Genomic DNA, 24,836 nt, shown 5'->3' on the forward strand with positions numbered 1-24,836 from the left:
CACTTTTAACCACTAAGTGTACATATTCTATATTAACATAAAAATTCCTCTTTTTAATAATCTTTTTTTAATACATTTTTTAAGCCTATTAAAATTGTTCTTTCTATCTTTATCGACTCTAGCTTTTCAGCACTTTATGATATATTTTTTAATTATTTACATATCTATTTCATATTAGCCTCAATTCGACATAAGGCATCTGAAATAAAATAATATTGCCTTTTTAATCTCTTCCATATTACCCCACTTAAGCCTTAATATTTTTTAATAAAAAACACCTACTTTTAGAATAATAATCTATAGGAGTTTTTAAAATAAGGAAAGGATGATTTAGTTATGATGGGTAATACTCTAATGAAACATATGTTTAAGCATCACCATATGCGCTGTCTTAATAAAAGTGAAAAAATGTGTATTGCAGCAATTATAGGATATAGCTTTATGAAAGGTATATGCATAGGTATGTATCTTGGAAGGAAATAATGTTTGGGAAAATATTATTTCCTTAGGATGGTGAAAAGTCTAAATGTCTTTTCACCATCCACCTATCAGTGATGATTGATGATCCGGTTCGGCTAAAGTTATATGCTTATCAAAGGTTATTAGGTTCTTTAAGGTCAAATATCAATTACCAATGAGGAGGAATTTTAGGTAATATGTAGAACCTTTATACATTAAGTATCTTAAATTTACTAAATGGGGGATCATAATGGACTATCAGTTATCTGATCTTATAAGCATACCTCAACTTCAAAAATTGCTAGATGGCTTTTATACTGCAACTGGTATTGCGACAGGAATTGTATCTGCAAATGGTGATATATTAACAGCTACAGCTTGGAGAGATATTTGTACAAAGTTTCATAGAGTAAATCCTAAGTCAAATATTCGTTGTACTGAAAGTGATAAGTGTGCCTTTCAGCCTTTTGCAAGAGAGGAAAAAATTATAAGCTATAAATGCAAAAATGGACTTATAGAAATGGGCACTCCAATAATAATAGAAGGTAAATTCATTGCTATTATATACGCTGGACAACTTCTCTTTGAAGAGCCCGATATAGAATACTTTAAAAAACAGGCTGAAGAATTTGGCTTCAATGAAAAAGAATATTTGAAGGCACTAAGAAAAGTTCCTGTTGTAAAGAAAAAAGAGTACATAAAAATTCTTCAGTTTTTAAAAGATTTATCTGAAATGATTGGAAAAATGGGTTTAAGTCAATTAAAATTATTGCAAGCACAAAAAAAGTTAGAAATATCTGAACGAAGATATAGGTTAGCTCTTCATGGCTCTAATGATGGTATTTGGGATATAAATTTTTTAGATAATACTGTCTATTTTTCACAAAGATTTATAGAAATTTTAGGTTATAGTAACGATGAACTTAAATCATTAATTAATCATTTAGATAAAATTATTCATATTGATGATATAGACTCTTTTTGGACTGAATATTATAATCACTTAGACAATAAATCTGACCATTTTATTAAAGAGGTGCGAATTAGAACCAAATGGGGATATGATAAATGGGTACTAGTTAGAGGTGCTGCTACCTGGCATGACAACGTTCCTATAAGAGTAGCTGGATCTCTAACAGATTTATCTAATCAAAAATCTGCTGAAGCCAGCTTAAAAAGTGAACAAGTTTTTTCTAAAGCAATTATGGACTATGCAAATGTAATATTATGTATATTTAATTCTAGTGGAGAGTTAACACAATTTAGCAAATATGCACAAGAGCTTTGGGGATATTCTGAAAAAGAGGTATTAGGCCATGCTTGGATGGATACTCTTTGTCCTGGTGAAACTGGAAAAAATATTTTAAACTTTATGTCAGCAATAGATGCAAAAGATAATTTACCTCAATTAGAAAGTACTCTAACTTTTAAAGATGGTTCCATGCATACTATACTTTGGAATAGCAAAGCATTAACAAATGGAGACGGATTAATAAAAAATTTCATATGTTCAGGATTAGATATAACTGAAAGAAAAAACACTGAAAAAAGATTAACAGAGTTTTTTGCAAATATTTCTCATGAATTAAGAACGCCTCTAAATATAATATTTAGCTCTCTTCAATTAATAGACCACTGGAATGTTGGAGTTTCAGATAATATTAACAGCTGTATATGTAAAAAATACACGAGAGGCATGCAGCAAAATTGCTACAGATTATTGAGATTAGTAAATAACCTAATAGATATTACAAAGATTGATGCCGGGTATCTAGAACTAAATATGAATCGATGCAATATAGTAAGTCTAGTAGAGGACATAACAGTGTCAGTTGCTGAATACATAGAGAGCAAAAACATAAATTTAATATTTGATACAGATATTGAGGAAAAAATCATATGTTGTGATTATGATAAAATTGAAAGAATTGTTTTAAATCTTCTTTCAAATGCTACTAAGTTTACTAATCCTGGAGGATTTATATTGGTAACCTTACAAGACAAAGGGTCTAGTGCTATTATTTCTATAAAAGACACAGGAATAGGTATAGAAAAAAACAAGTTAGAAATTATATTTGAAAGGTTTAAACAAGTAAATAAATCTTTTACACGGGATCACGAGGGTAGTGGAATAGGATTATCTCTTGTAAAACACCTTGTAGAGCTGCATAAAGGATCTATTAAAGTTATTAGTGAATATGGACAAGGAACTGAATTTATAATTGAACTTCCTGACAATTTAAATTTTGAAGATAACTGTAATAAAATCAAAAAACTATATACTAATGAGCACTCTAAAGTCGAAAATATACATATAGAGTTTTCGGATATATATTTCAACTAACTCTAGGAAATGAATTTAATTGCAGTAAATTATCGGATAAATATATAGATTAGAAGCAAACTATATATAAGCAGGCATCCAAAATCTATGATTTTGAGATGATCGCTTACTCATTCGACGAAAGGAGAAGGAGTTTCATTTAGTAAATTTAAAAGGATATATAGGAGATGTTTACTGTATGAAAAAGTGTTTATTCTTATCCACCGCTAATAGAGTTCAATGTCATACTTCTGATAAGGCGAATCAAAAAATTAAGGAAGAAACTTTAAATAATATAAACTATTATAGAGGAAGAAGCGATGTAGAAATATCTAATCGCATTAAGGAATTAAATAATGAATGGGATATAGAAAGATTTCTAGAGACTAATGCGTCCATACTAATTGTCCTTGGATCAATTTTAAGTATTACCAGCAATAAGAAATATTGGCCATTTTTCACAGGCGCTATAGGTGGCTTTTTATTGCAACATGCAATAAAAGGTTGGTGTCCTCCTCTTCCAATAATAAGAAACCTAGGCATAAGAACCTCAAGTGAAATAGACGAAGAAAAGTTTTATTTGAAATACTTAAGAGGCGATTATCAAAAATGGAGTAGCCAGACTGATAATAATTAAACTTACACTGTCAACTATCAATTGTCAACTCTAAACTATATAAATTTTGCTTAGCAAAATTTATATTACGAATTGCAGATATTCCTTTCTTATTCTTGAAATGGCCAGGCTTGTAGAGTATAATTTAATAGGTAATTTATAAATCTTTATATTTTAGTGTAAGAATCATGGAAAAGTGTAAACTTTTAGCTCATAGATTTGAAACTTAAAATTTAATATAATTTAAGAAAGGAATGTACACAAATGAAACTTGGAATTGTAGGACTACCAAACGTAGGGAAAAGTACTTTATTTAATGCTATAACTCAAGCAGGAGCTGAATCTGCAAACTATCCATTCTGTACAATTGAACCAAATGTTGGAGTAGTTAGCGTACCTGATAAACGATTAGATGTACTCGAAAAAATATATAATACAAAAAGAAAATATATACAGCTATTGAGTTCTATGATATAGCTGGACTAGTTAGAGGTGCAAGTAAAGGTGAAGGTCTTGGAAACAAGTTCTTATCACATATAAGAGAAGTTGAATCTATAGTTCATGTGGTAAGATGCTTTAATGACCCTAATGTTGTTCATGTGGATGGTTCTGTAGATCCTATCCGTGATATCGAAACTATAAACCTTGAGCTTATTTTTTCAGATTTAGAAACGATAGATAAAAGAATAGAAAAAGTTGTTAAGCTAGCTAAAAGTGGAAATAAAGAAGCAAAAGCTGATCATGAGTTAATGCTAAAGATTAAAAATCATTTAGAAGCAGGTAAACCTGTAAGAACATTAGAATTGACTGATGATGAAGCAGATCTTGCTAAAGGATATTTTTTACTTACAACTAAACCTGTACTGTATGTATCAAATATCTCTGAAGATGATTTAGTTTCAGGAAACTTAGAAAACGAATATGTAAAAAAAGTTAAAGAATATGCTGAAACTGAAGGCTCAGAAGTAATTATCATTTCAGCCAAAATTGAAGAGGAACTTTCTGTCCTTGAAGGTGAAGAAAAAACTGAAATGCTTGGCGAGTACGGCTTAGATGAAGCTGGACTTGATAAATTAATACATGCAAGCTATAAACTTCTAGGTCTTATGAGTTTCTTAACTGCTGGTGTTCAGGAAGTAAGAGCTTGGACTATAAAGCAAGGAACTAAAGCACCTCAAGCTGCAGGAAAAATTCATACTGATATAGAAAAAGGCTTTATAAGAGCAGAAATTATTTCATATGATAAATTAATAGAAGTAGGTTCAGAGGCTGCAGCAAAGGAAAAAGGCTATTATAGACTTGAAGGAAAAGAATACGTTATGCAGGATGGAGATATAGTTCACTTTAGATTTAATGTTTAGTTTTATAGGGTTCCTAAATTAGGAACCCTATATTTGTTATTCCGTCTTCTTAGTTGTTCTCTTCACCCTGTACTTCTTAACTTCCTTCTCTACATCATTCATTATCTCTTTATATCCAAGAGCTTCTTCACCCATCAGTATTTCTAAAGCATCTTTTATACTGGACATTGAATATATGTGAAAGTTTCCCTTTCTAATCTCATCTTCCACTTCTCCATCTAGCACAAGACTATCTATATTAGATTTAGGAATCAGCACGCCCTTGCCTTCTACCTTATCTACTAATTTGCATATCTTATAGAATCCTTCTATTTTTTCATTTACTCCACCAATTGGTTGAACTTCTCCAAATTGATTTATTGATCCAGTAACTGCTATATTTTGCCTTATTCCTATCTTGCTTAAAGCTGAAATCATTGATATAACTTCAGCTACGGAAGCACTATCTCCATCTATTTTTCCATATAGTTGCTCAAAACTTAAATGAAAATCTACAGGCAATTTTTCATATCCACCAATTAATGTATTCATATAACCTTTTAATGTGTTTATGGCTTTATTGTGAATTTTTCCACTTAAATCACTTTCTTTTTGAACATCTATTATGCTGCTATCTCCTTTATAACATAAACAGGTTATTCTTATTGGTTTACCAAAGCTGAAATATCCAGTATCTATTACAGAGAGGCCGTTTATCTGTCCCACCAGCTTATCTTTAACATTTATAAATATCTTGTTTTCTTTGTAACTTTCACCAATCTCCTTTTCTATAAGTTCTTCATTATAAACTATATCTTTGATGTCACTGCCTTCAATTTGAGTTCTGTTATCATTCTTTACCTTACTGTTAGATAACATTATAATTCTTCCCAGCTCATGATCATCTATAAATAGCTTATTTCTATTTTCCGCTTTTCTAGATGAAAATTTTGCTAACTCTTTCATAGCTCCAGCTGAAAGTGGATTTAACTTATTACTCTTGCATATAGTATTTACCTTTCCTAAAAAGGCCTGTTTAGTTTCATTATCTATATTTAGTACAGATTTATATTCTGCTCTTATTTTAAAAATCTTTTTAAAGTCTTCATCATAAGAATAAAGCAAGTCATAGGTTTCATAGTCCCCTATAAGTATTATTTTCTCATTAAATTTTACAGGATCTGGCTTAAGACCACTAAGAGATAAGAGTTCAAGGTATCCTCTATTATAATCAAGATCTACCTTTCCACTCATAAGAGATTTTTTAAAATAATAATATGCTGCTGGATTAGTTAAAAGACTACTTATCCTTAATAACAAACAACCTCCATTTGCTTTTAAAAATGATCCTCCTTTAATTAAACTTATATCTGTAATATAGGTTCCATTTTTATTCTCATATTCTATACTTCCAAGGAGATTGTTAATACTAGGATCTTCTTCAAAAATCACTGGCGGAATTTTATTGTCACTATTATCAACTATAACATTTACTACATACTTGTAAATTATTTCATTTATCTCATCTTCATCATCATCATAACTTATAGAATATATATCTTTGATTCCCTTTTCTATATTGTCACAAACATCATTTAAAAATTCTATAACATCTATATCCTCAGCAAACTCATCTAGATATTCTTTTCTAATGTCTTTTGCCTCTTTATTATAATATTCCTCTATAATACTTTTTATTTTTTCAATTTCATTTAACTCCATTTCTCTTAACTCTTCAATTATTTCTTGAGCATTGCTTTTCAAAGTGCTTACCTTGCTTAATATACTTTCTTTTTCTTTAATCTCTAAAGAATCGTATTCCTTTTCATTCATTAATTCTCCTTCATCCTTTAGAGGAATAAAAGAAAATCCATTCTGAGTAGGCCTTACTGTAAAACCATCTTCCTCTGCCATTTTAACAAGTTTATTTATTAAATCGCTTCTTTTTGTTGAAGATTTTCCACTATTTCTTCTTTTTCCTTATTTACGGAGCCATTATAAAACTCATAGGTAATTTCCGCATAGCTTTTTTGAACACTTTCAAGAATTTCCTTAAGTTTTTTCCCTGTACCACCAGGTAGAAATAAAGTTCTTGGATATTTTTCATCATCTTTTACAACATAGCATATATCTTGAGGTTTACCTCTATTTTCTAAATTTTGTCTAATGAATTCCATTATAGAATCTAACTTATCTTTTGAAAAGTCATCTATAAGATAAACGTTGTATCCTTCCTTATCTATTTCTAAAGCTGTTTTTATTTTCTTATACACTTCGTCATATTCAGGTATATTATTGATCTCTTCTCTTACATGGATATTATCAAAATTGAAGTCGTATATAACCTCCTGTGGTGTCAATTCTTTCTTCATATACTATCCCCCTTTCAGCGCTTACTATAATAATATTCTTAAAAATAATATTTAGGCACAAAAAATTGAAAAAACATTTATACTTTTTTACATCTAAACCTTACAGAAGGGAAAACTATAATAAAAATAATCTATTATATTTTAAAAAGCACAATACTATGTTATAATATACATAAAATTCTACTTGGGATTACTGCTGATTACTCAGCATTTCAATAAAATATATATATCGTAAAGGAGTTAAAGACATGAGTTTCAAAGAAAAAATTGCTCAATACTATTCAAAAGCTTATTTAAAAAAATATGGAGATAGACTAACTCAGGTTCAGGGTACTGTAGTATCTGTAAAAGTTGCTGAGAAAACTATATTATGGATATTTCATAAATTAAGTGTTGTTCTTTTAGTTAGACCTGATAGAAGTAAAAATATAGTTAAATGTACTTATACAAGAAATAGATGGTTTAAAAAACCTGAATTTATACCTGTAACTCAAGGCAATTTAGTATTAGCTCAAGGCCTTAAAGGTAAAAAAGGAAAGCAAAACAGTGAGCAAATTGAACTTATAAATATTAGAAACATGACTACAAAAAAGGATCTTGTTCCAATGGAAGGCAAAATGCAAAGAGTTCAAAAAGTTCAAAGGATAAAATAAAAATAGAATTGCATATGCAATTCTATTTTTATTTTAAGGATAATAGGTAAAAAGTTATTTTATTCCCACAACATATTATTTAAAATACAAATACAAACTGTTAATTAATGCAATTATACCTGAGAAAAATATTACTATGCCCCATTGTCCTAAGTTAAGTCCTGCAGTATGGAATACTGCTTGCATAAATGGAACATAAAGTACACATAAAAGCATTGTTATAGAAATAGCTACCGCTCCTACAAGATAAGGATTTGTAAATATCTTTATCTCAAATATTGAATGTCTTTCAGATCTACACTCAAATACGTGTATTAACTGAGACATTATTAATGTAGAAAGAGCTAATGTTCTGCATGTAGTTAAATCATAACCGTAGTACCTACCTGCAATAAAGGCAAGTACTGTGCATGCTCCAATAAGCGATCCTCTAACAATTATTTTTTCACTTAATCCTCTTGCAAATATACTTTCATTTTTAGGTCTTGGCTTTCCACTCATTATATCACTATCAGGAGGGTCCACTCCTAATGCTATAGCTGGAAGCCCATCTGTTGCAAGATTAACCAATAATATTTGTATAGGAAGCAGTGGTGTATCTAAATAAAAGAGAGATGCCAAAAACATAGTTAAAACCTCTCCTAAATTACAGGAAAGAAGATATCTTATAAACTTTCTTATATTATCATAAATTATTCTTCCTTCTTCTACAGCAGAAACAATAGTTGCAAAATTGTCATCTAAAAGTATCATAGATGAAGCTTCTTTAGTCACATCAGTACCAGATATGCCCATTGATATACCTATATCCGCCTCTTTAACTGCCGGTGCATCATTTACACCATCCCCAGTCATGGCAACAATCTTATTTTTAGACTTAAAAGCCTTTACAATTCTTAATTTATGATGTGGACTTACTCTTGCAAAAATAGAAATTGCATCAACCTTTGAATTCAGCTGTTTATCGTTTAACTTATCCAGTTCCTCTCCGGTTATAACTTCTGATTGATTTTTGCATATGTTCAGCTCTTTCCCTATAGCAAAAGCTGGTATTCTTATGGTCTCCAGTTATCATAACTGCTCTTATACCTGCCATTTTACACTTTAAAACTGCATCCTTAACCTCTTTTCTCGGTGGATCTATAATACCCGCTACACCTATAAATATTAGATTATCTTCTAATCCCTTTCCTTTAACGATACCAGTATCTTTATAAGCTCCAGCTATACATCTTAATGCATCGAAGGACATAGTTTCCACTGCCTTTAATATCTTATCTCTATAATCAGATGTAAGTAACCTTACTTCCCCTTTGTCTAGTATATATTTGCATCTATTTATTATTCTTTCTGGAGCTCCTTTGACATAACATATTTCCTTTGAGCCTTCATTCATTATTACAGACATCATCTTTCTATCTGAATCAAAGGGAATATCGTAGACCCTTCTTGCTTTATCCAAAAAACCTTTTAATTCTTTATTTTCTTTGAAGAAGGCTTTTATTAAGGCAGTTTCTGTTGGATCACCAAAGAGGCTTTTTGCAATATTGTCTCCACTGTGATCAAAATTACAATCGTTGCAATATGTAAAAGCTTTCTTTAATGATAAATTTTCCGGAATCGACTCCTTGTCCACATAATAAATTTTGCCATTAAAATACATAGCTTTAACTGTCATCTTATTTTCTGTAAGCGTTCCAGTTTTATCACTACATATTATAGAAGTACAACCTAAAGTCTCAACAGCAGGAAGTTTTCTAACTAATGCATTCCTTTTAAGCATTCTGGAAACTCCAAGAGCTAGTGCAACTGTAACTATAGCTGCAAGCCCTTCTGGTATAGCAGCAACAGCCAAACTTACTCCTAGTAGAAACATTTGATACTTATCTTGACCTCGCCATATACCGGTTAAAGTTACTATTACACATATAACAATACAAAGTATAACTAGTACTTTCCCAAGATGTGCAAGCTTCTCTTTTAATGGTGATCTATCACTTTCTATGCTCTGAAGCATACCTGCTATTTTACCCATTTCTGTCTTCATACCAGTTTGTATTACCCTTGCCTTACCTTTTCCTGTAAGCACAATAGTTCCCATATAAATTGAGCTATTTTTAGTTCTTGAACTCTTTTCAACTCCAACAGATTCACCAGTAAGTAGTGATTCATCAACCATAAAGTTACTTTCTTCTACTAGCATACAGTCTGCAGGAATTCTATCTCCGCTTTCCAGTATTAATAGATCTCCCATAACCAGTTCCTCTGCATTTATTACTCTTAATACTCCACTTCTTATTACTTTTGCAGTAGGAGCAGCTAGTTCTTTAAGAGCCTCTAAGGACTTTTCAGTTTTATACTCCTGTACGAACCCTAAAATAGCATTCATTATTATGATTATTAGTATTGTGATTGCATCTGCTTTTTCTCCCATAAAGCCTGATATTAATGTAGCAACAATAAGAACCCAGACTATAAAGTCATTAAATTGAGAGAAAAATATTTTAATGGGAGATACCTTATTTTTCTTTTCCAATCTATTTGGTCCATATTTTTTAAGCCTTCTCGCGGCTTCAGCTTGTGTTAGTCCATCATGTAAATCCCTTTCGTTAATCAAATTTATCACCCCTTAAAAAGATTTTGCCCTTCATTATTTAAGTATATGAGATGATATATTGTTATTATGATTATTTTATTCCTTACGTCATAAAATGAGAAAAATGCCTCGCAAAATTTTTAAAATGTGTTTGATAAAATATTAGTATTGTATATAATAATATATGTAATTAATAATAATTACTCTATGTTAGTACCTTTTACTAACTAAGAGTTAAAAATATGAAATTAATAGGGAAATTAACTCTAAAGCTAATTTTGAAGTTAGAAACCCTATAACTTAGGAGGAAAAAATAATGAATGATGTTGTATACATAACAGGACATAGAAATCCTGATACAGATTCTATTTGTTCTGCTATATCTTATGCAGAGTTTAAAAACAAAATTGGAGTAAATGCACTTCCAATAAGATTAGGAGATGTGAGCAGAGAAACTCAGTTTGCATTAGATTATTTTGGTGTTAAGGCACCAAAGCTAATAGAAACTGTTAAGACGCAGATAGCTGATTTAGATATTGACAATGTTACTCCTATTTCTCCTGATACTTCATTGAAATCCGCTTGGTCAATGATAAGAAAAAATAATGTAAAAACTCTTCCTGTAGTTGATGATGAAGATACACTAGTAGGTTTAGCTTCTCAATCAAATATAACTTCCTGTTATATGGATATATGGGATACTAATGTAATTGAAAAAAGCGGCACAAGTCTTGAAAATATACTAGATACTCTTTCAGCTAAGTGCATATATGCAGCAGAAGATAATCCAAAGTTTACTGGAAAAGTAGTAGTTGCTGCTATGGAGCCTGAAAATGCTGAAGAATTTATAGACGCAGGAGACATTGTAATTTGCGGTAATAGAGAAGATGCTCAAACAGTTATTATTAACGGTCATGCATCTCTTATGATAATTACTGGTAATCATAGTGCAAGTGATGAAATACTAGAAAAAGCGAAAGAAGTTAAGTGTTCAGTAATAGTAACCCCTTATGACACTTTTACAGCATCTAGATTAATAACTCAAAGTATTCCAGTTAGCTATGTAATGACTAAGGATAACCTAGTATCCTTTAAAACTGATGATTTAATTGATGATGTAAGAGAAGTTATGCTCCAAACTAGATATAGAAGTTATCCAGTAGTAAATGCTGAAAATAAAATAGTTGGAAGTATTTCAAGATACCACTTAATCTCAAAGGATAAGAAAAAAGTAATACTTGTAGATCATAATGAAAAGGCTCAATCCGTTCATGGTCTTGAAGATGCGGAAATCGTAGAAATTATTGATCACCATAAAATTGGAGTTGTTCAGACAGGCAATCCTATATACTTTAGAAATGAACCTGTAGGATGTACTTGTACAATAGTTGCATCTTTATTCTTCGAAAATGGAATAAGACCATCTAAGAAAATCGCTGGTCTTTTATGTGCAGCTATTATTTCAGATACACTATTATTAAAATCACCTACATCAACTAAGACAGATGAGCTTGTACTAAGAAGATTAGCAAGTATAGCTGATATAGATCTTGAAAAATTTGCAAAGGAAATGTTTAAAGCTGGTTCATCATTAGAAGGAAAAACTCCAGAGCAAATACTTAACCAGGACTTTAAGCCATTTACAATGAATGATATTAAAGTTGGAGTTGGCCAAATTTCAACTATGGATACTGAAGGATTTGAAGTAGTAAGAAAGGATATGCTTCAGTTAATGGAAAAGAGATGTGAGTCTGAAGGTTTTGGACTAATATTGCTTTTAGTAACTGATATATTAGAAGGCGGCTCAGAATTAATTGCTGTAGGCCCTTATAAAGATGCAGTTGAGAGAGCCTATGGAGTAACTCTTGAAAATAATAGCGCTTACGCAGCTGGAGTTATGTCAAGAAAGAAACAGGTTATTCCACAACTAACAGCTGCAATGTCAACAAGAAAATAAGATTTAACATCAATATAAAAAACACTTACAATATATACAAATTACAAGTATATATTGTAAGTGTTTAATCTCTTTATTTTGCAGATAGAATTGTGATCATAAGTGCTCTTATAAATTCAATGGAGTACATCTTATCTTAGTCTTCTATTTCTTTCATATCTACAGTTTTTATCTTTACATCAACAAGGTTTTCAGATATTTTCTCTGCCATTATAGGTTGTTTTTCATATTCCATATTCATTGTTGGAGATGTCATATCCATCATTGGTTCCTGCATTGGCTGATACATAGGCTGCGTACTCATCATTGGAGATTCCATATGCATCATAGGTTCCTGCATTGACTGACACATATGATGCATACCCATCATTGGAGATACCATGTCCATCATAGGCTCCTGCATTGGCTGGTGCATATGATGCATTCCCATCATTGGAGATTCCATATCCATCATAGGTTCCTGCATTGACTGACACATATGATGCATACCCATCATTGGAGATGCCATGTCCATCATAGGCTCCTGCATTGGCTGGTGCATATGATGCATTCCCATCATTGGAGATACCATATCCATCATAGGTTCCTGCATTGACTGACACATATGATGCATACCCATCATTGGAGATACCATGTCCATCATAGGCTCCTGCATTGGCTGGTGCATATGATGCATTCCCATCATTGGAGATACCATATCCATCATAGGCTCCTGCATTGGCTGGTACATATGGTGCATACCCATCATTGGAGATTCCATATCCATCATTGGCATATATGGCTGCATATTTCCCATACACATCATTGGACACATCATTAATGGCATCATTTCCATTGGTTCCATCATAGGCATGTAATCGCACTTATGCTTATCATGATGGTGATGATCCTCATGATAATAGTGATCATAATGTTTAGAGCTTTGTTCCATGCGCCAGCGCTTCATATCATCCATATCACACATATGTTGTGGTTGCATTAAAGGTTGCATGTACATACAACCCATCATAGGGCAATGGTAATACATATCCTTGTCATCTTTTTTATTACAGGATTTTTTTCTTGTATCCACTCAAAATTCCTCCTAAAAATAACATACATCAATATAGTATATGTGAATACAAGTATTTTGTTTACAAAAATCTATCTCCCCTTAATATTGTTTATCATTCCCCACATTTCATCACCAGTTTTTAACGCTCTTGATCCCATCTCAAAGGCTCTTTGTGCTACTATCATTTCTGTAAGCTCTTTTCCAACATCTACATTAGAATCTTCAACAAATCCTTGAAGTATATTTGCCTTTGTCGTTCCATTCATTTGTGCACCTTGCTTTAGCACATATAGATTTTGCCCTATAGAATTCAATGACTCTTGACTTACTGGGTTATAAAGATTTATTTTACCGTAATAAACACTGTTATTATTATGATTTAAATATATCTCTCCATTTTCCTTTACGGAAAAATTATCATTTGTAAACCCGACTCCCTCATTACGTAAATTTTGTCCTTCCTCGGTAAACTCTATATCTAATCTATTACCACTTTTATCTACAAGCTCACCATTTGAATTTATATTAAAACTTCCCGCTCTTTCATATCCTTTAGACCCATCTGGCAGCGTAACTCTAAAATATCCTTCTCCATCTATTGCAAAGTCTGTTTTAGAGTCTGTATTTCTTAAATTACCTTGTTCAACATCTCTTATCCAATTTCCAGCCTTAACTCCTGTACCGTTTAGAATAGTATTTTGATTATCATTAGTAGGATATCCTTGCCTTTTTAAACTTTCATAAACTAAATCCTGAAAACTAACATCCTGTCTCTTATATCCTACAGTATTAACATTGGCAATATTATTTGAAATACTATCTAGCTTTTGCTGCTCAGCATTCATAGCACTTCTACCAGTCCATATAGTTCTTAACACCATACAAATTCTCCTCTCTTTAATGAGTCCTATCTAACGCTTCCAACTTCGTTTACTGCTTTTCCTAAGGTCTCATCCAATGATTGTATAATTTTTTGATTTGTTTCAAAACTTCTCATAGTAGTAATCATGTTAGTCATTTCATTTATTACATTTACATTGGATTTTTCTAACGAATTTTGTTTGACTACAGCATTATTTTCTACAGCGTTATTACCTTGATAAAGGTTGTCTCCCATCTTCTTTATACTATTATAATCGTTAAAATCTACTGTATATAACTTATACATTTTATTACCATCTATGCTTATATTGCCATAAACGTCACTAGTTAACTTACCGTCACCTACATTTATCGGCTCTAACTGATTTGTTGCTAAGTTTCTTCCAATTACTGCATCTCCAGAATCATTTACAAGAATTCCTTTTATATTTACGTGAAAGTGACCATCTCTTGTGTAGTATTGTCCATTATTAATTCCATCATTTCGCTGAACAGTAAAAAATCCTTTTCCATCAATAGCAAAATCCGTAGGCTTTCCTGTATCCTGTATCATCCCCTGAGTAAAATCTGTATTTACTGAGTCTACTTTACTTCCAAGACTGAGTGTTCCTATTTCATTTCTTACATTTTTTCCACCAACTACTTTATCATAGTTTTCCAGTAGAACATCATCAAATCTTCTGATAGCTAGGTTGTCTTGTTTAAATCCTACAGTGGTTGAATTACCTAAGTTACTTGTTATTACATCCTGTTTTGCCTCCTGAGTTATCATTCCTGATACTGCAGTATAAAGCCCTCTTATCATTTGCTCACTCCCTTATCATTAATAACCTTTACTTCGTCTGGATACATCATTCCCATGGATCTAGCTCTATCTTCAATTTGACTTTTGCTCAATTGATAGTTAACTTTAGCTCCTGCCATAGCTGTTGTAGCTATGACAATACCTATACCTATACCTATTAAAATTTTTCTGTCACTTAAAAAACCTATTACAATCTTTACTTTATGTATAATTCTTTTATTAATAGTACTTCCCCCTTGCCAATACCTATCTTTTCTGATATTTCATCAACAGATAAACCTTCATCTAAAAGCTTACTTATTTCTTCTACTTTTACGTTATTATGTTTTACGTTGTTATCTTTTTTCTGATAAGCTTCATTAGTTTTATTTATATTTTTATCTACTGTATTATTCTCATCTATGCCATTTATAGGCGTACTATCATCGATTAAATAATTGACAAATGCATTGTTCTCATTTACATCTATACTATTAATTACATCCTTACTACCACTAATATTTTCGTATTTTATATCCTCTTTATTTAGTATATAATCTTCATTTTTATAATTATTTTCTGTTTTTTCTTTATTATTACTTCTATAATCATTCTCTATATAAATATCATTTTCACTTAGTTCTCTATCAGCTTTTAAGTTTTCAATCTCCCTTTGCAACTCTAAAATAGTTTCCGCAAATTCTTTTCTAAGCTTTCCTATCTCTATATCATAATCCTTCATACTGTTTTCACTATGTTCTAAAACATTACTGAAAGTTTTCTTTTCCTTTCTAATAGCATTAACATTTAGCGCTATTAGAAGTATTCCAATTAATAAAAGCCCAACCGCAGTCATAGCTCCTCCTAAATTTAAATTTTTGTAATTTTATTAATATATGAGTTAGAAGAATATTCTTCTAACTCATATATTTCAATTTAACCATAGCTTTCCTCAAATGAACTATAGCTCTACTATGAAGCTGACATACTCTAGATTCTGAAACACTTAGCACCTGTCCGATTTCCTTTAATGTTAGTCCATCATAATAATATAGAGACAAAACTGTCCTATCTTTTTCATTTAGCAGATCTATTGCCTTAGCTAAATATTCTAATTCTTCTTTCTCTTCAAGACTTTTCTCAGGACTTGGACTTTTATCGTCCTGAATAGTACCGATAAGAGGAATATCATCTTCTTCTGAAAATATTAAGTCCTCTAAAGACACAATTGATATATAGTTTATATAGTTCTCGATTTCCATCATTTCTTTTAAGCTAATTTTAAGCTCTGCAGTTATTTCTGCATCTGACGGCTCTCTTCCAAATCGTTTTTGAAGTCTTTCTACTGCATCATTATATCTGTTGAGCTTATCCATAGCTCCCTTTGATATCGGGCTATTTTTTCTCAATTCATCTATCATTGCTCCCTTTATTCTTATAGATGCATATGTAGAAAACTTCATTCCTCTTGTTTCATCGAATTTACTTATTGCATCCATAAGCCCAAGCATTCCATAGCTTACTAGATCCTCATATTCTATATACTTAGTCTTTCCTATTATTACTCTTGAAGCTATATATTTAACTAATGGTATATACTTTTTAACCAGTTCTTCTTTTACATCCAAGCCATCAACTAGTGACATGAAGCTACTCCCCCTTTGCTCCCTTCTTCATCTGCTCTCTCATAGTTTTAAAAACCAACCTTATTATAGATTCTCCAGTTAATCTATCTAAATCTACAAAGGACACTCCACAAATAATTTTAGGATTTTTTCTATCATTTTCTATTCTCACAATTTTCCCTTTTACTGCAAGATTTTCATCACCAAATGGAATGTTCATCATCAGCATACTTCCTAAGCTAAGTCTTTTCTCAAGTTTCCTATCTATTGCTAATCTTAATCCTCCACCACTTATATCAAGTGAATATGCATCAAAGAACTCAATTTGATTATTGCCTATATTCTCAATTTTCTTGCTATTTTCTAATATTCCACAATATATATTAATCATCAAAGGTACTCTTGCAAAGTTTCTTCTCTGATACATTACTACCTTTTCTGGTCTTTTTAACATTATTATCAGAAGCTTGTCTATTTTTCTTCCTGAAACTACCGTTTCAAACCTATAAATATCCTTATTATAGTAATAAAGACATACCACCTTCTCGCCTTTTCTAAGCGGTACATATTTTCCTTCATTTACTGGTATGCTTATTCCAATATATTCATCTGTTATATCCTGAATATTGCTTTTATAGATTCCATCTTCCATTTCTATTTCTATTTTCTGATTAACTAAGAACTCCACATTGTCGCTCATTAAAACCTACCCCTTATGAAAAAATATTGAAAACCTTTTTGAAAAAATCCTGTACACTACGTCCTCTTTTATCAGTTTCTAATCCTATAATTTTACCTGCTATGTAGTTTAAATCTTTAGCCACATCAGAATTAGGATAGCTAATTAAAAAGGGCTGCTGTTTACGGACAGCTTGAATAAGTTTCTTATCATCTGATAAATATCCTAAATACTGTAAGTCAATATTTAAAAATTTCGATACAGCATTATTAAACTTATTAAAAGTACTTTCACCCTCTTTTGATTCTATAGTTCTATTCACTATAACCTTTGCGTTATCCCTTATCTTAAAATGACTTACAGCTTTAAGTAAACTATAAGCATCTGTAAGAGAAGTAGGTTCTGGTGTAGTTATTACTATTAATTCCTCGCAGCAAGAAATAAAACCAAGCACGTCTCTATTAACACCAGCACCTGTATCCATAATAATATAATCAAGGTCTTCTAAACATGTTAACTTAGCCAAGAAACTATCTCTTTGTTTGTCAGTCATTTGCTCAATTTTTGAAACCCCTGTACCTCCTGGAAGGAGTTTTACTCCAAAAGGTCCTTCTACTATCACCTCTTCTATTTTTTTGCCACCAAATATTACATCATAGACATTATATTTAGGCAAGAATCCCATAAGTACATCATCGTTCCCTAGTCCCATATCTGCATCGAATATTAACACTTTATTACCCATTTTTTGAAGGGCAATAGATAAGTTTACTACAAAATTACTTTTTCCTACTCCACCTTTACCAGAAGTTACTGTAATTATTTTAGGTCTCGATATGTTTTCTCTTTGTTCGTTACTGTCTTTATTTTGCTGCTGTACTAGCTGTCTCAGTTTCTGAGCTTGATCTAACATACTTTATCCTCTCCTAGTATAAGTTTGGTTATTTCTTCAGAAGTCAGTACTTTTACGTCATCTGGTACATTCTGACCTGTTGTAATAAAGCTTATAGGCTTCTTTGCACTTTTCACTATATTTAATATAGAACCATAAGTAGAGGTTTCGTCTAGTTTCGTAATTATTATATTATTATAGTTTAGGGGTTTATATCCATCTATTATTATATCAATATCTTTATTTTTTGTAGTACAACTTATAACAAGATGTATATTTTCTGTTCTCACCTTATCAATAAAGGCCCTAAGTTCGGAAATCTGCATAGTATTCTTGCTGCTTCTTCCAGTAGTATCAACAAGAATAACATCACAATCTGCCATACTTTCTAATGCAGATTGCATATCTTTAATGGCAAATACTACGTTAAAAGGTATATTCATTATGTCAGCATATGTTTTAAGCTGTTCAACAGCTCCTATTCTATATGTATCTATAGTTATAAGTCCGACTTTTTTATTTTCAATTAGTGAAAGTCTTCCAGCAAGCTTAGCTATAGTTGTAGTCTTTCCAACACCTGTTGGGCCAACTAATACTATTACATTCTCTTCTTTGCTTTGAGATACCTTAACCATATTATTTACTATTTCTTTAAGCTTTTCTTCCTCTGTTCTATCATCATTGATTTCATTTACCATTTTCACGATTTCACTAATAATTTTGCTATCAACATCACTACTCTCAAGTTTCATGTGAGTCTTGTTTTTGGGTGTATTAACCACTGATGATGAGTTTATCATGTCCTTAAGCATATTTCGCATCTCTTGTACTTCTTTTACAAGTTCTTCATTATCTTTACTTGGACTATCTTGAGCTTTTATAAGCTTAGATGCTGCTGTTTCTTGATTATAAGTATTTTTATGCTCACTTACTTTATTTTTCATTAATCTTTTTACTGCTTCAATTCCTTCTTCGATACTTTCCTTGTTGCTATTTTTATTATTATCTATTGCTGCAGTAACTTCAATCATTTTCTTTGAAAATAAACCTAAAAAACCACCTTTTTTAATCTTTCTCTGGCTTACTATGATTGCATCTTTTCCCAGCTCATACCTTATTCGAGTTAGTGCTTCATTCATATTATTTACGGTATATTTCTTTATAATCATTATATTGAAACCACTCCTTCGGTTTTTATCTCAATATCATTAGGTATTTCATTAAGTGATAAAACACTCACTGCTGGAAAAACCATCTCAATCAGCCTCCTGAAAGCCGGTCTTACTTTTGGTGAGACCAAAACCACTGGTTGATTTTCATAAAAATATACTGAATCTAAAGTATCCTTTAGTGCATTCAATATTCTTCCTGTAACTTCAGGATCTATCGCCGGGAATGAACCCTGCATTGATTTTTGTATATTATTACTTATTAAATCTTCTATTTGTGGATTTAATGTAATTACTGTAATTGATCCACTATCGTCTACCATAGGATTACATATACTTCTTCCAAGTGCAAATCGCACATACTCAGTTAAGACTTCAATATCCTTTGTAGTTCTAGAATTATCTGCTAAAGACTCCATTATTGTTACCATATCTTTGATTGGCACTCTTTCTCTTAAAAGATTCTGAAGTACTTTCTGCAGCTCTCCTATAGTTAGAAGGTCTGGTATAAGTTCTTCTACAACGGTGCTGTACTTCTCTTTTACAGAATCTACAATTAACTTAACTTCCTGTCTACCCAATAATTCATAACAATGATTTTTTATAGTTTCAGTTAAGTGGGTAACCATAACCGTAGTGGGATCTACTACTGTAAGCCCCTTTATCTCTGCTTCTTCTCTTTGGTCTTTATTTACCCAGATTGCAGGTAATCCAAAGGATGGCTCAACTGTTCTTATTCCTTGAATTTCCGTTTCTCCATTAGTAGGATCCATACAAAGAAGCATGTTAGGCATAAGTTCTCCTTTAGCTACTACTGTACCCCTTATCTTTATAACATACTCATTGGTTTTTAACTGAAGATTGTCCCTTATTCTAATAGGTTGTACCACTATTCCCATTTCTATAGCACACTGTCTTCTTACAGAGGTTATTCTTTGAAGAAGATCTCCCCCTGAAACCTCGTCTGCCAGTGGAATAAGTCCATAACCTATTTCTACCTCCATAGGTTCAACAGAAATCAAGCTCATAACATTTTCTGGCTCCTTGCTTTCTATTTCTGTTATTTCCTGCTGTTCTATCTCAATTTGCTCTATAGTCTTCTCTTTTTCTTCTTTATATAGAAGATATGCAGATATTCCACAGGCTACTGATAAGATAAAAAAAGCTAAGTGTGGAAGTCCTGGTATAATAGCTAAGAATAAAAGTACTACTGAAGCTATTGCTATAACCTTTGGAAATCCTGTTAATTGTCTTATTGCTAAGGTACCAAAGTTTTCATCACTACCTGAACGAGTAACTAGTATACCTGAAGCTGTAGATATTAATAGTGCTGGCACTTGTGTTACAAGACCATCTCCTATAGTAAGTCTTGTATAAGTTTGTGCAGCTGTGGAGGCATCCATATTCAGCATCACAACTCCTATGATGATACCTCCAATAATATTTATTGCTGTAATTATAATACCTGCTATAGCATCTCCTTTAATGAACTTAGAAGCACCGTCCATTGCTCCATAAAAATCTGCTTCCTGCTGCAATCTTTTTCTTCTTTCCCTTGCTCCCATTTCGTCAATTAAGCCTGCATTTAAATCTGCATCTATACTCATCTGTTTACCTGGCATAGCATCAAGTGTAAATCTTGCAGATACTTCTGATACTCTACCAGCACCGTTTGTAATTACAATAAACTGTATAATTACTATAATTAAGAATATTATTATACCAACAACATAGTTTCCTCCAACAACGAAACTACCGAAGGCATTTATTACTTCTCCTGCATAAGCATCCTTTAATATTAACCTTGCTGAAGATATGTTTAAAGCAAGTCTAAACAAGGTTGTTATAAGTAGTAACGTTGGAAATACAGAAAACTGCAGCACTTCTGTAGTAAACAGTGTTAAAAGTATAATTACTACGGATATAGTAATGTTAAAAGATAACAGTATGTCCAGTATTTCTGGTGGAAGTGGTATTATGATCATAAGTACTACAGATATAACCACAAAGGCCATTATTATATCCATATTATTTTTTAGACTAAACCTTTTTCTGCTGTTTTCCAAAATATCACCCCGGTTTTACTTCTTCTTTTTAATCTTATATACAATCGCCAGTATCTCTGCTACTGCTTGATACATTTCAACAGGAATTTCTTCTTCTAAATCTACCTGTTCATAAATCAATCTAGCTAAAGGTTTATTTTCGATAATAGGTACTTCATTTTCTTTAGCTATTTCTTTTATTTTTATAGCCACTTTGTCAGCGCCCTTTGCTAAAACTGTCGGAGCGCTTTGTCCTTCCTCGTAACCTAGGGCTACTGCTATATGTGTCGGATTTGTTACAACTACTGTAGCTTTAGGCACTTCCTGCATCATTCTTCTCATGGCCATTTCTCTTTGTTTCTGCCTAATCTTACCCTTTATTTGAGGATCTCCCTCATCTTGCTTAAACTCTTCCTTTACTTCTTGTTTAGACATTCTCAAATCTTTATTGTACTGAAACCTTTGAAATAAATAGTCTATAATTGCTATAACAATCATTATAATTGTTATCCTAAAGAAAATGCCTATTGTAAGATTTCCTACAGCTTCCATTACCGCAGCTGGCTTTAAATCTCCTAGTGAAAGTATGTACGTATAGTTACTAAGCACATATTTAACACCTACATATCCTACCACTATAACTATAGCTGAATCTTTAAATAATTCCATTACAGCTCTCATGGAAAACATTCTCTTCAAACCATTTAAAGGATTCAACTTGGAAAAATCAGGCTTTAATGGTTCTGAGGTAATTAAAGCTCCTGTCTGAAGAAAATTTGCTAAGATTCCCATTAACATAATAGGAATAACAATTGGTAAAAATATTATTCCAATTCTCCATACTACTATAAAGGCTATTTTCTGCACACTATCGTAAGTTAGGGCTGTTGCTGTGTAATTATTTAAAAAGGCAATCATAGTTTCTTTAAGTTGATTCCCTGCATACCCTCCTAAACTTAACAACACAATCGTAGATACTAATAAAGTCAGCGTTAAAGCTATTTCTTTACTTCTAGCTATTTGACCTTTTTTTCTGGCCTCACTCTTTTTTCTAGGAGTAGCCTCTTCAGTTTTATCATCTGATGCGAATATTATAAGTAAGGGTATTGTTTTATAAAATCCCCTTATTGCGTCCGGTATTCCATAAAAAGAATTTTCTATTATCCTTAAAAATATAGGTAGCGCAAAACAAAAGGCTCCAAGGCCTACAAGAATTTTAATTGGTAGTCCAAGAATCATTATATTTAACTGAGGAACAGTTCTTGAAATAAGTCCCATAGTTAAATCTGTTATAAAAATTATCAATATAATAGGTATTGCTATTTTCAACGCTATAGCAAAGTATTCAATAAAAACCCTTATTATAATATTTATTGAACTCTGACCCAAGAAAAAATTTCCAAGCTTTATCACACTAAAACTTTCCATTAATGCCTTAATGAGCATATGATGTCCATCCACTATAAAAAAAACTATAATGCTAAGCCAATATAATAAATTTTCTAATAATGTAGTATTGCTTTTTGAATTTGGATCAAACATACTCATCATTGAAAAACCAATTTGCATATCCATAAGGTGACCTGCAATTTTTACTGAGGTAAAACATAAATTTGTTATAAAACCTAAAGTCAAACCTGCAGCCGCTTCATTTAAGCAGTTAATTATAAATGGTAAATTGTTATTTATAGTATGTATTCCTGAATAGTCAATTCCCGGTATTAATATATATGCCATAATTAAGGTTAATCCTACCTTAATAGCGTTTGGGGTACCATTTGGGAAAAATACAGGAACTATAACGAAAAAGCAAAACATCCTAATGGTTATTAATATTAATGCTGTAAAGTATATGGTATCTATCAAAGTTTTCACCTCATTGGAAAAATGCGATGCATTTTTATGCTACTGCGTAATATGTGATATATATGTAAATATTCTTGTAGTGAAATTTACAAGTTGATGAAGCATCCAACTTCCTGTAAGAAGTCCAACTAAAGCTCCTGCTATAATCTTAGGTACAAAAGTCAAAGTTTGCTCCTGAATTTGAGTTGTAGCCTGGAATATACTTATTATAAGTCCAACTATTATTGAAACCAAAAGAATAGGTGCTGCTACCATAAGTCCTGTTTGTATGGCATCTTTTATAATGCCTATTACCATGTTTTCGCTCAATTAACTCACCTCATGAAAAACTCATAATTAAAGATTTTACAATTAGATACCATCCATCTACCATCACGAACAATAACAATTTGAATGGCGTAGACACCATTACAGGTGGAAGCATCATCATACCCATTGACATAAGTATACTACCAACAACTAAATCTATTATGAGAAATGGTATATATATTAAAAATCCTATTTGAAAAGCGGTTTTTAATTCACTAATAATGTAAGCTGGAACCACAACGTTAAGAGGTGCATTGTCTTTTGTTACCTTATAATTTAATTTTGCTTCATCAATAAACAGTTTAAAGTCTTTTTGTCTTGTCTGCTTAAGCATAAATTCTCTTAGAGGCTTAGCTCCCTCTTCTATAGCTTGTTCTTGAGTTATTTTATTTTCAATATATGGTTGTATTGCATTGGTATTTATTTTATTATAAACTGGCTGCATTATAAATACAGTTAAAAATAGAGCCAGTCCAATTAATACTTGATTAGGTGGAGATTGCTGTGTTCCCATTGCACTTCTTAAAAACCCAAATACTACTACTATTCTCACAAAGCTTGTCATCATCATAATAAAAGATGGAAGTAGTGTAAGTATTGTAAGCATTATGAGAAGCTTTATATTTCCTACATACTGATTTGGTGTACTAGCATTATCCACTGATATATTTATCTTAGGTATAGGAAAGGTATCTGGTGCTGCATGCACCTTTGCTGCTGCAAATACCATAGTAATAAAAATTAAAACTAGTATTATGGCCTTGCTATTTCTCTTATTCATTTCAATCTTCCTTTTTAAATCTAAGTTTTTCATAAAAGTTCTTAACAGGTGCTTTTTCACTAATTCTTTTCAGTCCGGTTTTTTCATAAAAATCTTTTAAATCTTTATATTGAGGTATAGCCTTTGAAGCTTCTACCTCAATTATTTCCTCCTGAGACAGCTCAGATATTATTTCTATTTTCCCATTAGTTGAAGCCATCACATAACCTTTTTGTCCTATCTTTACGACTAAAAGACTATTCTCTTTCGAAATAGGTGCTCTTTCTAAAATTTTTATATATTTTCCATTCTGGATATTTTGCAGTTTACTTCCACCGTATTTCATTGATATATATATGAGTATCAATATAAATGGCAAGAATATTACTATTTTCAAAAACATCCACCAAAACTGCACATCCATCTACATTCTCCGTTCTTTGTATAGTGTGGTA

19 protein-coding genes and 3 pseudogenes are annotated in these 24,836 nt (G+C 31.6%); 6 read left to right on the forward strand and 16 right to left on the reverse strand.

The window, feature by feature from the left end; translation table 11 throughout:
• Nucleotides 1-336: 336 nt before the first annotated feature.
• From RCG18_RS01255 to ychF, 4 genes and pseudogenes are all read left to right on the forward strand, one after another.
• Nucleotides 337-483 carry a hypothetical protein gene (locus RCG18_RS01255; RefSeq protein WP_308039631.1) on the forward strand — a complete coding sequence of 49 codons (147 nt, stop codon included), beginning with the start codon at nt 337-339 and terminating at the stop codon, nt 481-483.
• A gap of 226 nt (nt 484-709) precedes the next feature.
• Nucleotides 710-2,803, forward strand: a complete 2,094-nt coding sequence (locus RCG18_RS01260) for a PocR ligand-binding domain-containing protein (protein WP_308039632.1) — start codon at nt 710-712, stop codon at nt 2,801-2,803.
• A gap of 178 nt (nt 2,804-2,981) precedes the next feature.
• Complete coding sequence (locus tag RCG18_RS01265; protein WP_308039633.1) at nt 2,982-3,419, forward strand: DUF2892 domain-containing protein; 438 nt, start codon at nt 2,982-2,984, stop codon at nt 3,417-3,419.
• 243 nt (nt 3,420-3,662) lie between these two features.
• A pseudogene (gene ychF, locus RCG18_RS01270) lies at nt 3,663-4,759 on the forward strand (redox-regulated ATPase YchF).
• 36 nt (nt 4,760-4,795) lie between these two features.
• Here ychF and RCG18_RS01275 read toward each other — a convergent pair.
• A pseudogene (locus RCG18_RS01275) lies at nt 4,796-7,110 on the reverse strand (AAA family ATPase).
• Nucleotides 7,111-7,358: 248 nt separating this feature from the next.
• Between RCG18_RS01275 and RCG18_RS01280 the strand changes: the two are divergent.
• Nucleotides 7,359-7,763 (forward strand): hypothetical protein, encoded by a 405-nt coding sequence (locus RCG18_RS01280; protein WP_308039634.1) that lies wholly within the window; start codon nt 7,359-7,361, stop codon nt 7,761-7,763.
• Nucleotides 7,764-7,838: 75 nt separating this feature from the next.
• Here the strand turns inward: RCG18_RS01280 and RCG18_RS01285 are convergent.
• Nucleotides 7,839-10,380: pseudogene (locus RCG18_RS01285) on the reverse strand (calcium-translocating P-type ATPase, PMCA-type).
• Nucleotides 10,381-10,675: 295 nt separating this feature from the next.
• Between RCG18_RS01285 and RCG18_RS01290 the strand changes: the two are divergent.
• The gene (locus tag RCG18_RS01290; RefSeq protein WP_308039635.1) at nt 10,676-12,316 is read left to right on the forward strand and encodes a putative manganese-dependent inorganic diphosphatase; all 1,641 of its coding nucleotides are present in this window, start codon (nt 10,676-10,678) and stop codon (nt 12,314-12,316) included.
• A 136-nt stretch (nt 12,317-12,452) separates the two neighbouring features.
• Here the strand turns inward: RCG18_RS01290 and RCG18_RS01295 are convergent, their stop codons facing one another.
• The 14 genes from RCG18_RS01295 to fliO form a co-directional block, all read right to left on the reverse strand.
• Entirely contained in the window at nt 12,453-13,388 is a 936-nt protein-coding gene (locus tag RCG18_RS01295) for a hypothetical protein (RefSeq protein WP_308039636.1), read from the reverse strand.
• Nucleotides 13,389-13,459: 71 nt separating this feature from the next.
• Complete coding sequence (locus RCG18_RS01300) at nt 13,460-14,248, reverse strand: flagellar hook-basal body complex protein (protein ID WP_308041943.1); 789 nt, start codon at nt 14,246-14,248, stop codon at nt 13,460-13,462.
• 29 nt (nt 14,249-14,277) lie between these two features.
• On the reverse strand, nt 14,278-15,057 hold the full coding sequence (locus tag RCG18_RS01305; RefSeq protein ID WP_308039638.1) for a flagellar basal-body rod protein FlgG: 780 nt from the start codon (nt 15,055-15,057) through the stop codon (nt 14,278-14,280).
• Nucleotides 15,054-15,176, reverse strand: a complete 123-nt coding sequence (locus RCG18_RS01310) for a hypothetical protein (RefSeq protein WP_308039639.1) — start codon at nt 15,174-15,176, stop codon at nt 15,054-15,056. Before RCG18_RS01310 ends, RCG18_RS01305 begins: the two co-directional genes overlap by 4 nt.
• 77 nt (nt 15,177-15,253) lie before the next feature.
• A complete protein-coding gene (locus RCG18_RS01315) occupies nt 15,254-15,892 on the reverse strand; it encodes a hypothetical protein (RefSeq protein ID WP_308039640.1) in 639 nt (212 codons plus the stop codon).
• Between the two features lie 61 nt (nt 15,893-15,953).
• Nucleotides 15,954-16,682 (reverse strand): FliA/WhiG family RNA polymerase sigma factor, encoded by a 729-nt coding sequence (locus RCG18_RS01320; RefSeq protein WP_308039641.1) that lies wholly within the window; start codon nt 16,680-16,682, stop codon nt 15,954-15,956.
• A 4-nt stretch (nt 16,683-16,686) separates the two neighbouring features.
• Nucleotides 16,687-17,361 (reverse strand): flagellar brake domain-containing protein, encoded by a 675-nt coding sequence (locus tag RCG18_RS01325; RefSeq protein ID WP_308039642.1) that lies wholly within the window; start codon nt 17,359-17,361, stop codon nt 16,687-16,689.
• 13 nt (nt 17,362-17,374) lie between these two features.
• Entirely contained in the window at nt 17,375-18,253 is an 879-nt protein-coding gene (locus RCG18_RS01330) for a MinD/ParA family protein (protein ID WP_308039643.1), read from the reverse strand.
• Nucleotides 18,247-19,401: a flagellar biosynthesis protein FlhF gene (gene flhF / locus RCG18_RS01335; RefSeq protein WP_308039644.1), complete on the reverse strand. Its 1,155-nt coding sequence runs from the start codon at nt 19,399-19,401 to the stop codon at nt 18,247-18,249. The genes RCG18_RS01330 and flhF overlap by 7 nt, the downstream gene beginning before the upstream one ends.
• Entirely contained in the window at nt 19,401-21,428 is a 2,028-nt protein-coding gene (gene flhA / locus RCG18_RS01340) for a flagellar biosynthesis protein FlhA (protein WP_374119014.1), read from the reverse strand. The genes flhF and flhA overlap by 1 nt, the downstream gene beginning before the upstream one ends.
• Before the next feature lie 54 nt (nt 21,429-21,482).
• Complete coding sequence (locus RCG18_RS01345) at nt 21,483-23,312, reverse strand: fused FliR family export protein/FlhB family type III secretion system protein (RefSeq protein ID WP_308039646.1); 1,830 nt, start codon at nt 23,310-23,312, stop codon at nt 21,483-21,485.
• A gap of 39 nt (nt 23,313-23,351) precedes the next feature.
• Nucleotides 23,352-23,621: a flagellar biosynthesis protein FliQ gene (gene fliQ / locus RCG18_RS01350; RefSeq protein ID WP_308039647.1), complete on the reverse strand. Its 270-nt coding sequence runs from the start codon at nt 23,619-23,621 to the stop codon at nt 23,352-23,354.
• A gap of 10 nt (nt 23,622-23,631) precedes the next feature.
• Complete coding sequence (gene fliP, locus RCG18_RS01355; protein WP_308039648.1) at nt 23,632-24,402, reverse strand: flagellar type III secretion system pore protein FliP; 771 nt, start codon at nt 24,400-24,402, stop codon at nt 23,632-23,634.
• Between the two features lies 1 nt (nt 24,403).
• Nucleotides 24,404-24,784 (reverse strand): flagellar biosynthetic protein FliO, encoded by a 381-nt coding sequence (fliO, locus tag RCG18_RS01360; protein ID WP_374119111.1) that lies wholly within the window; start codon nt 24,782-24,784, stop codon nt 24,404-24,406.
• Nucleotides 24,785-24,836 lie beyond the last annotated feature (52 nt).

The sequence above is a fragment of the Clostridium sp. OS1-26 genome (assembly GCF_030915445.1).
GTDB lineage: Bacteria > Bacillota > Clostridia > Clostridiales > Clostridiaceae > Clostridium_AM.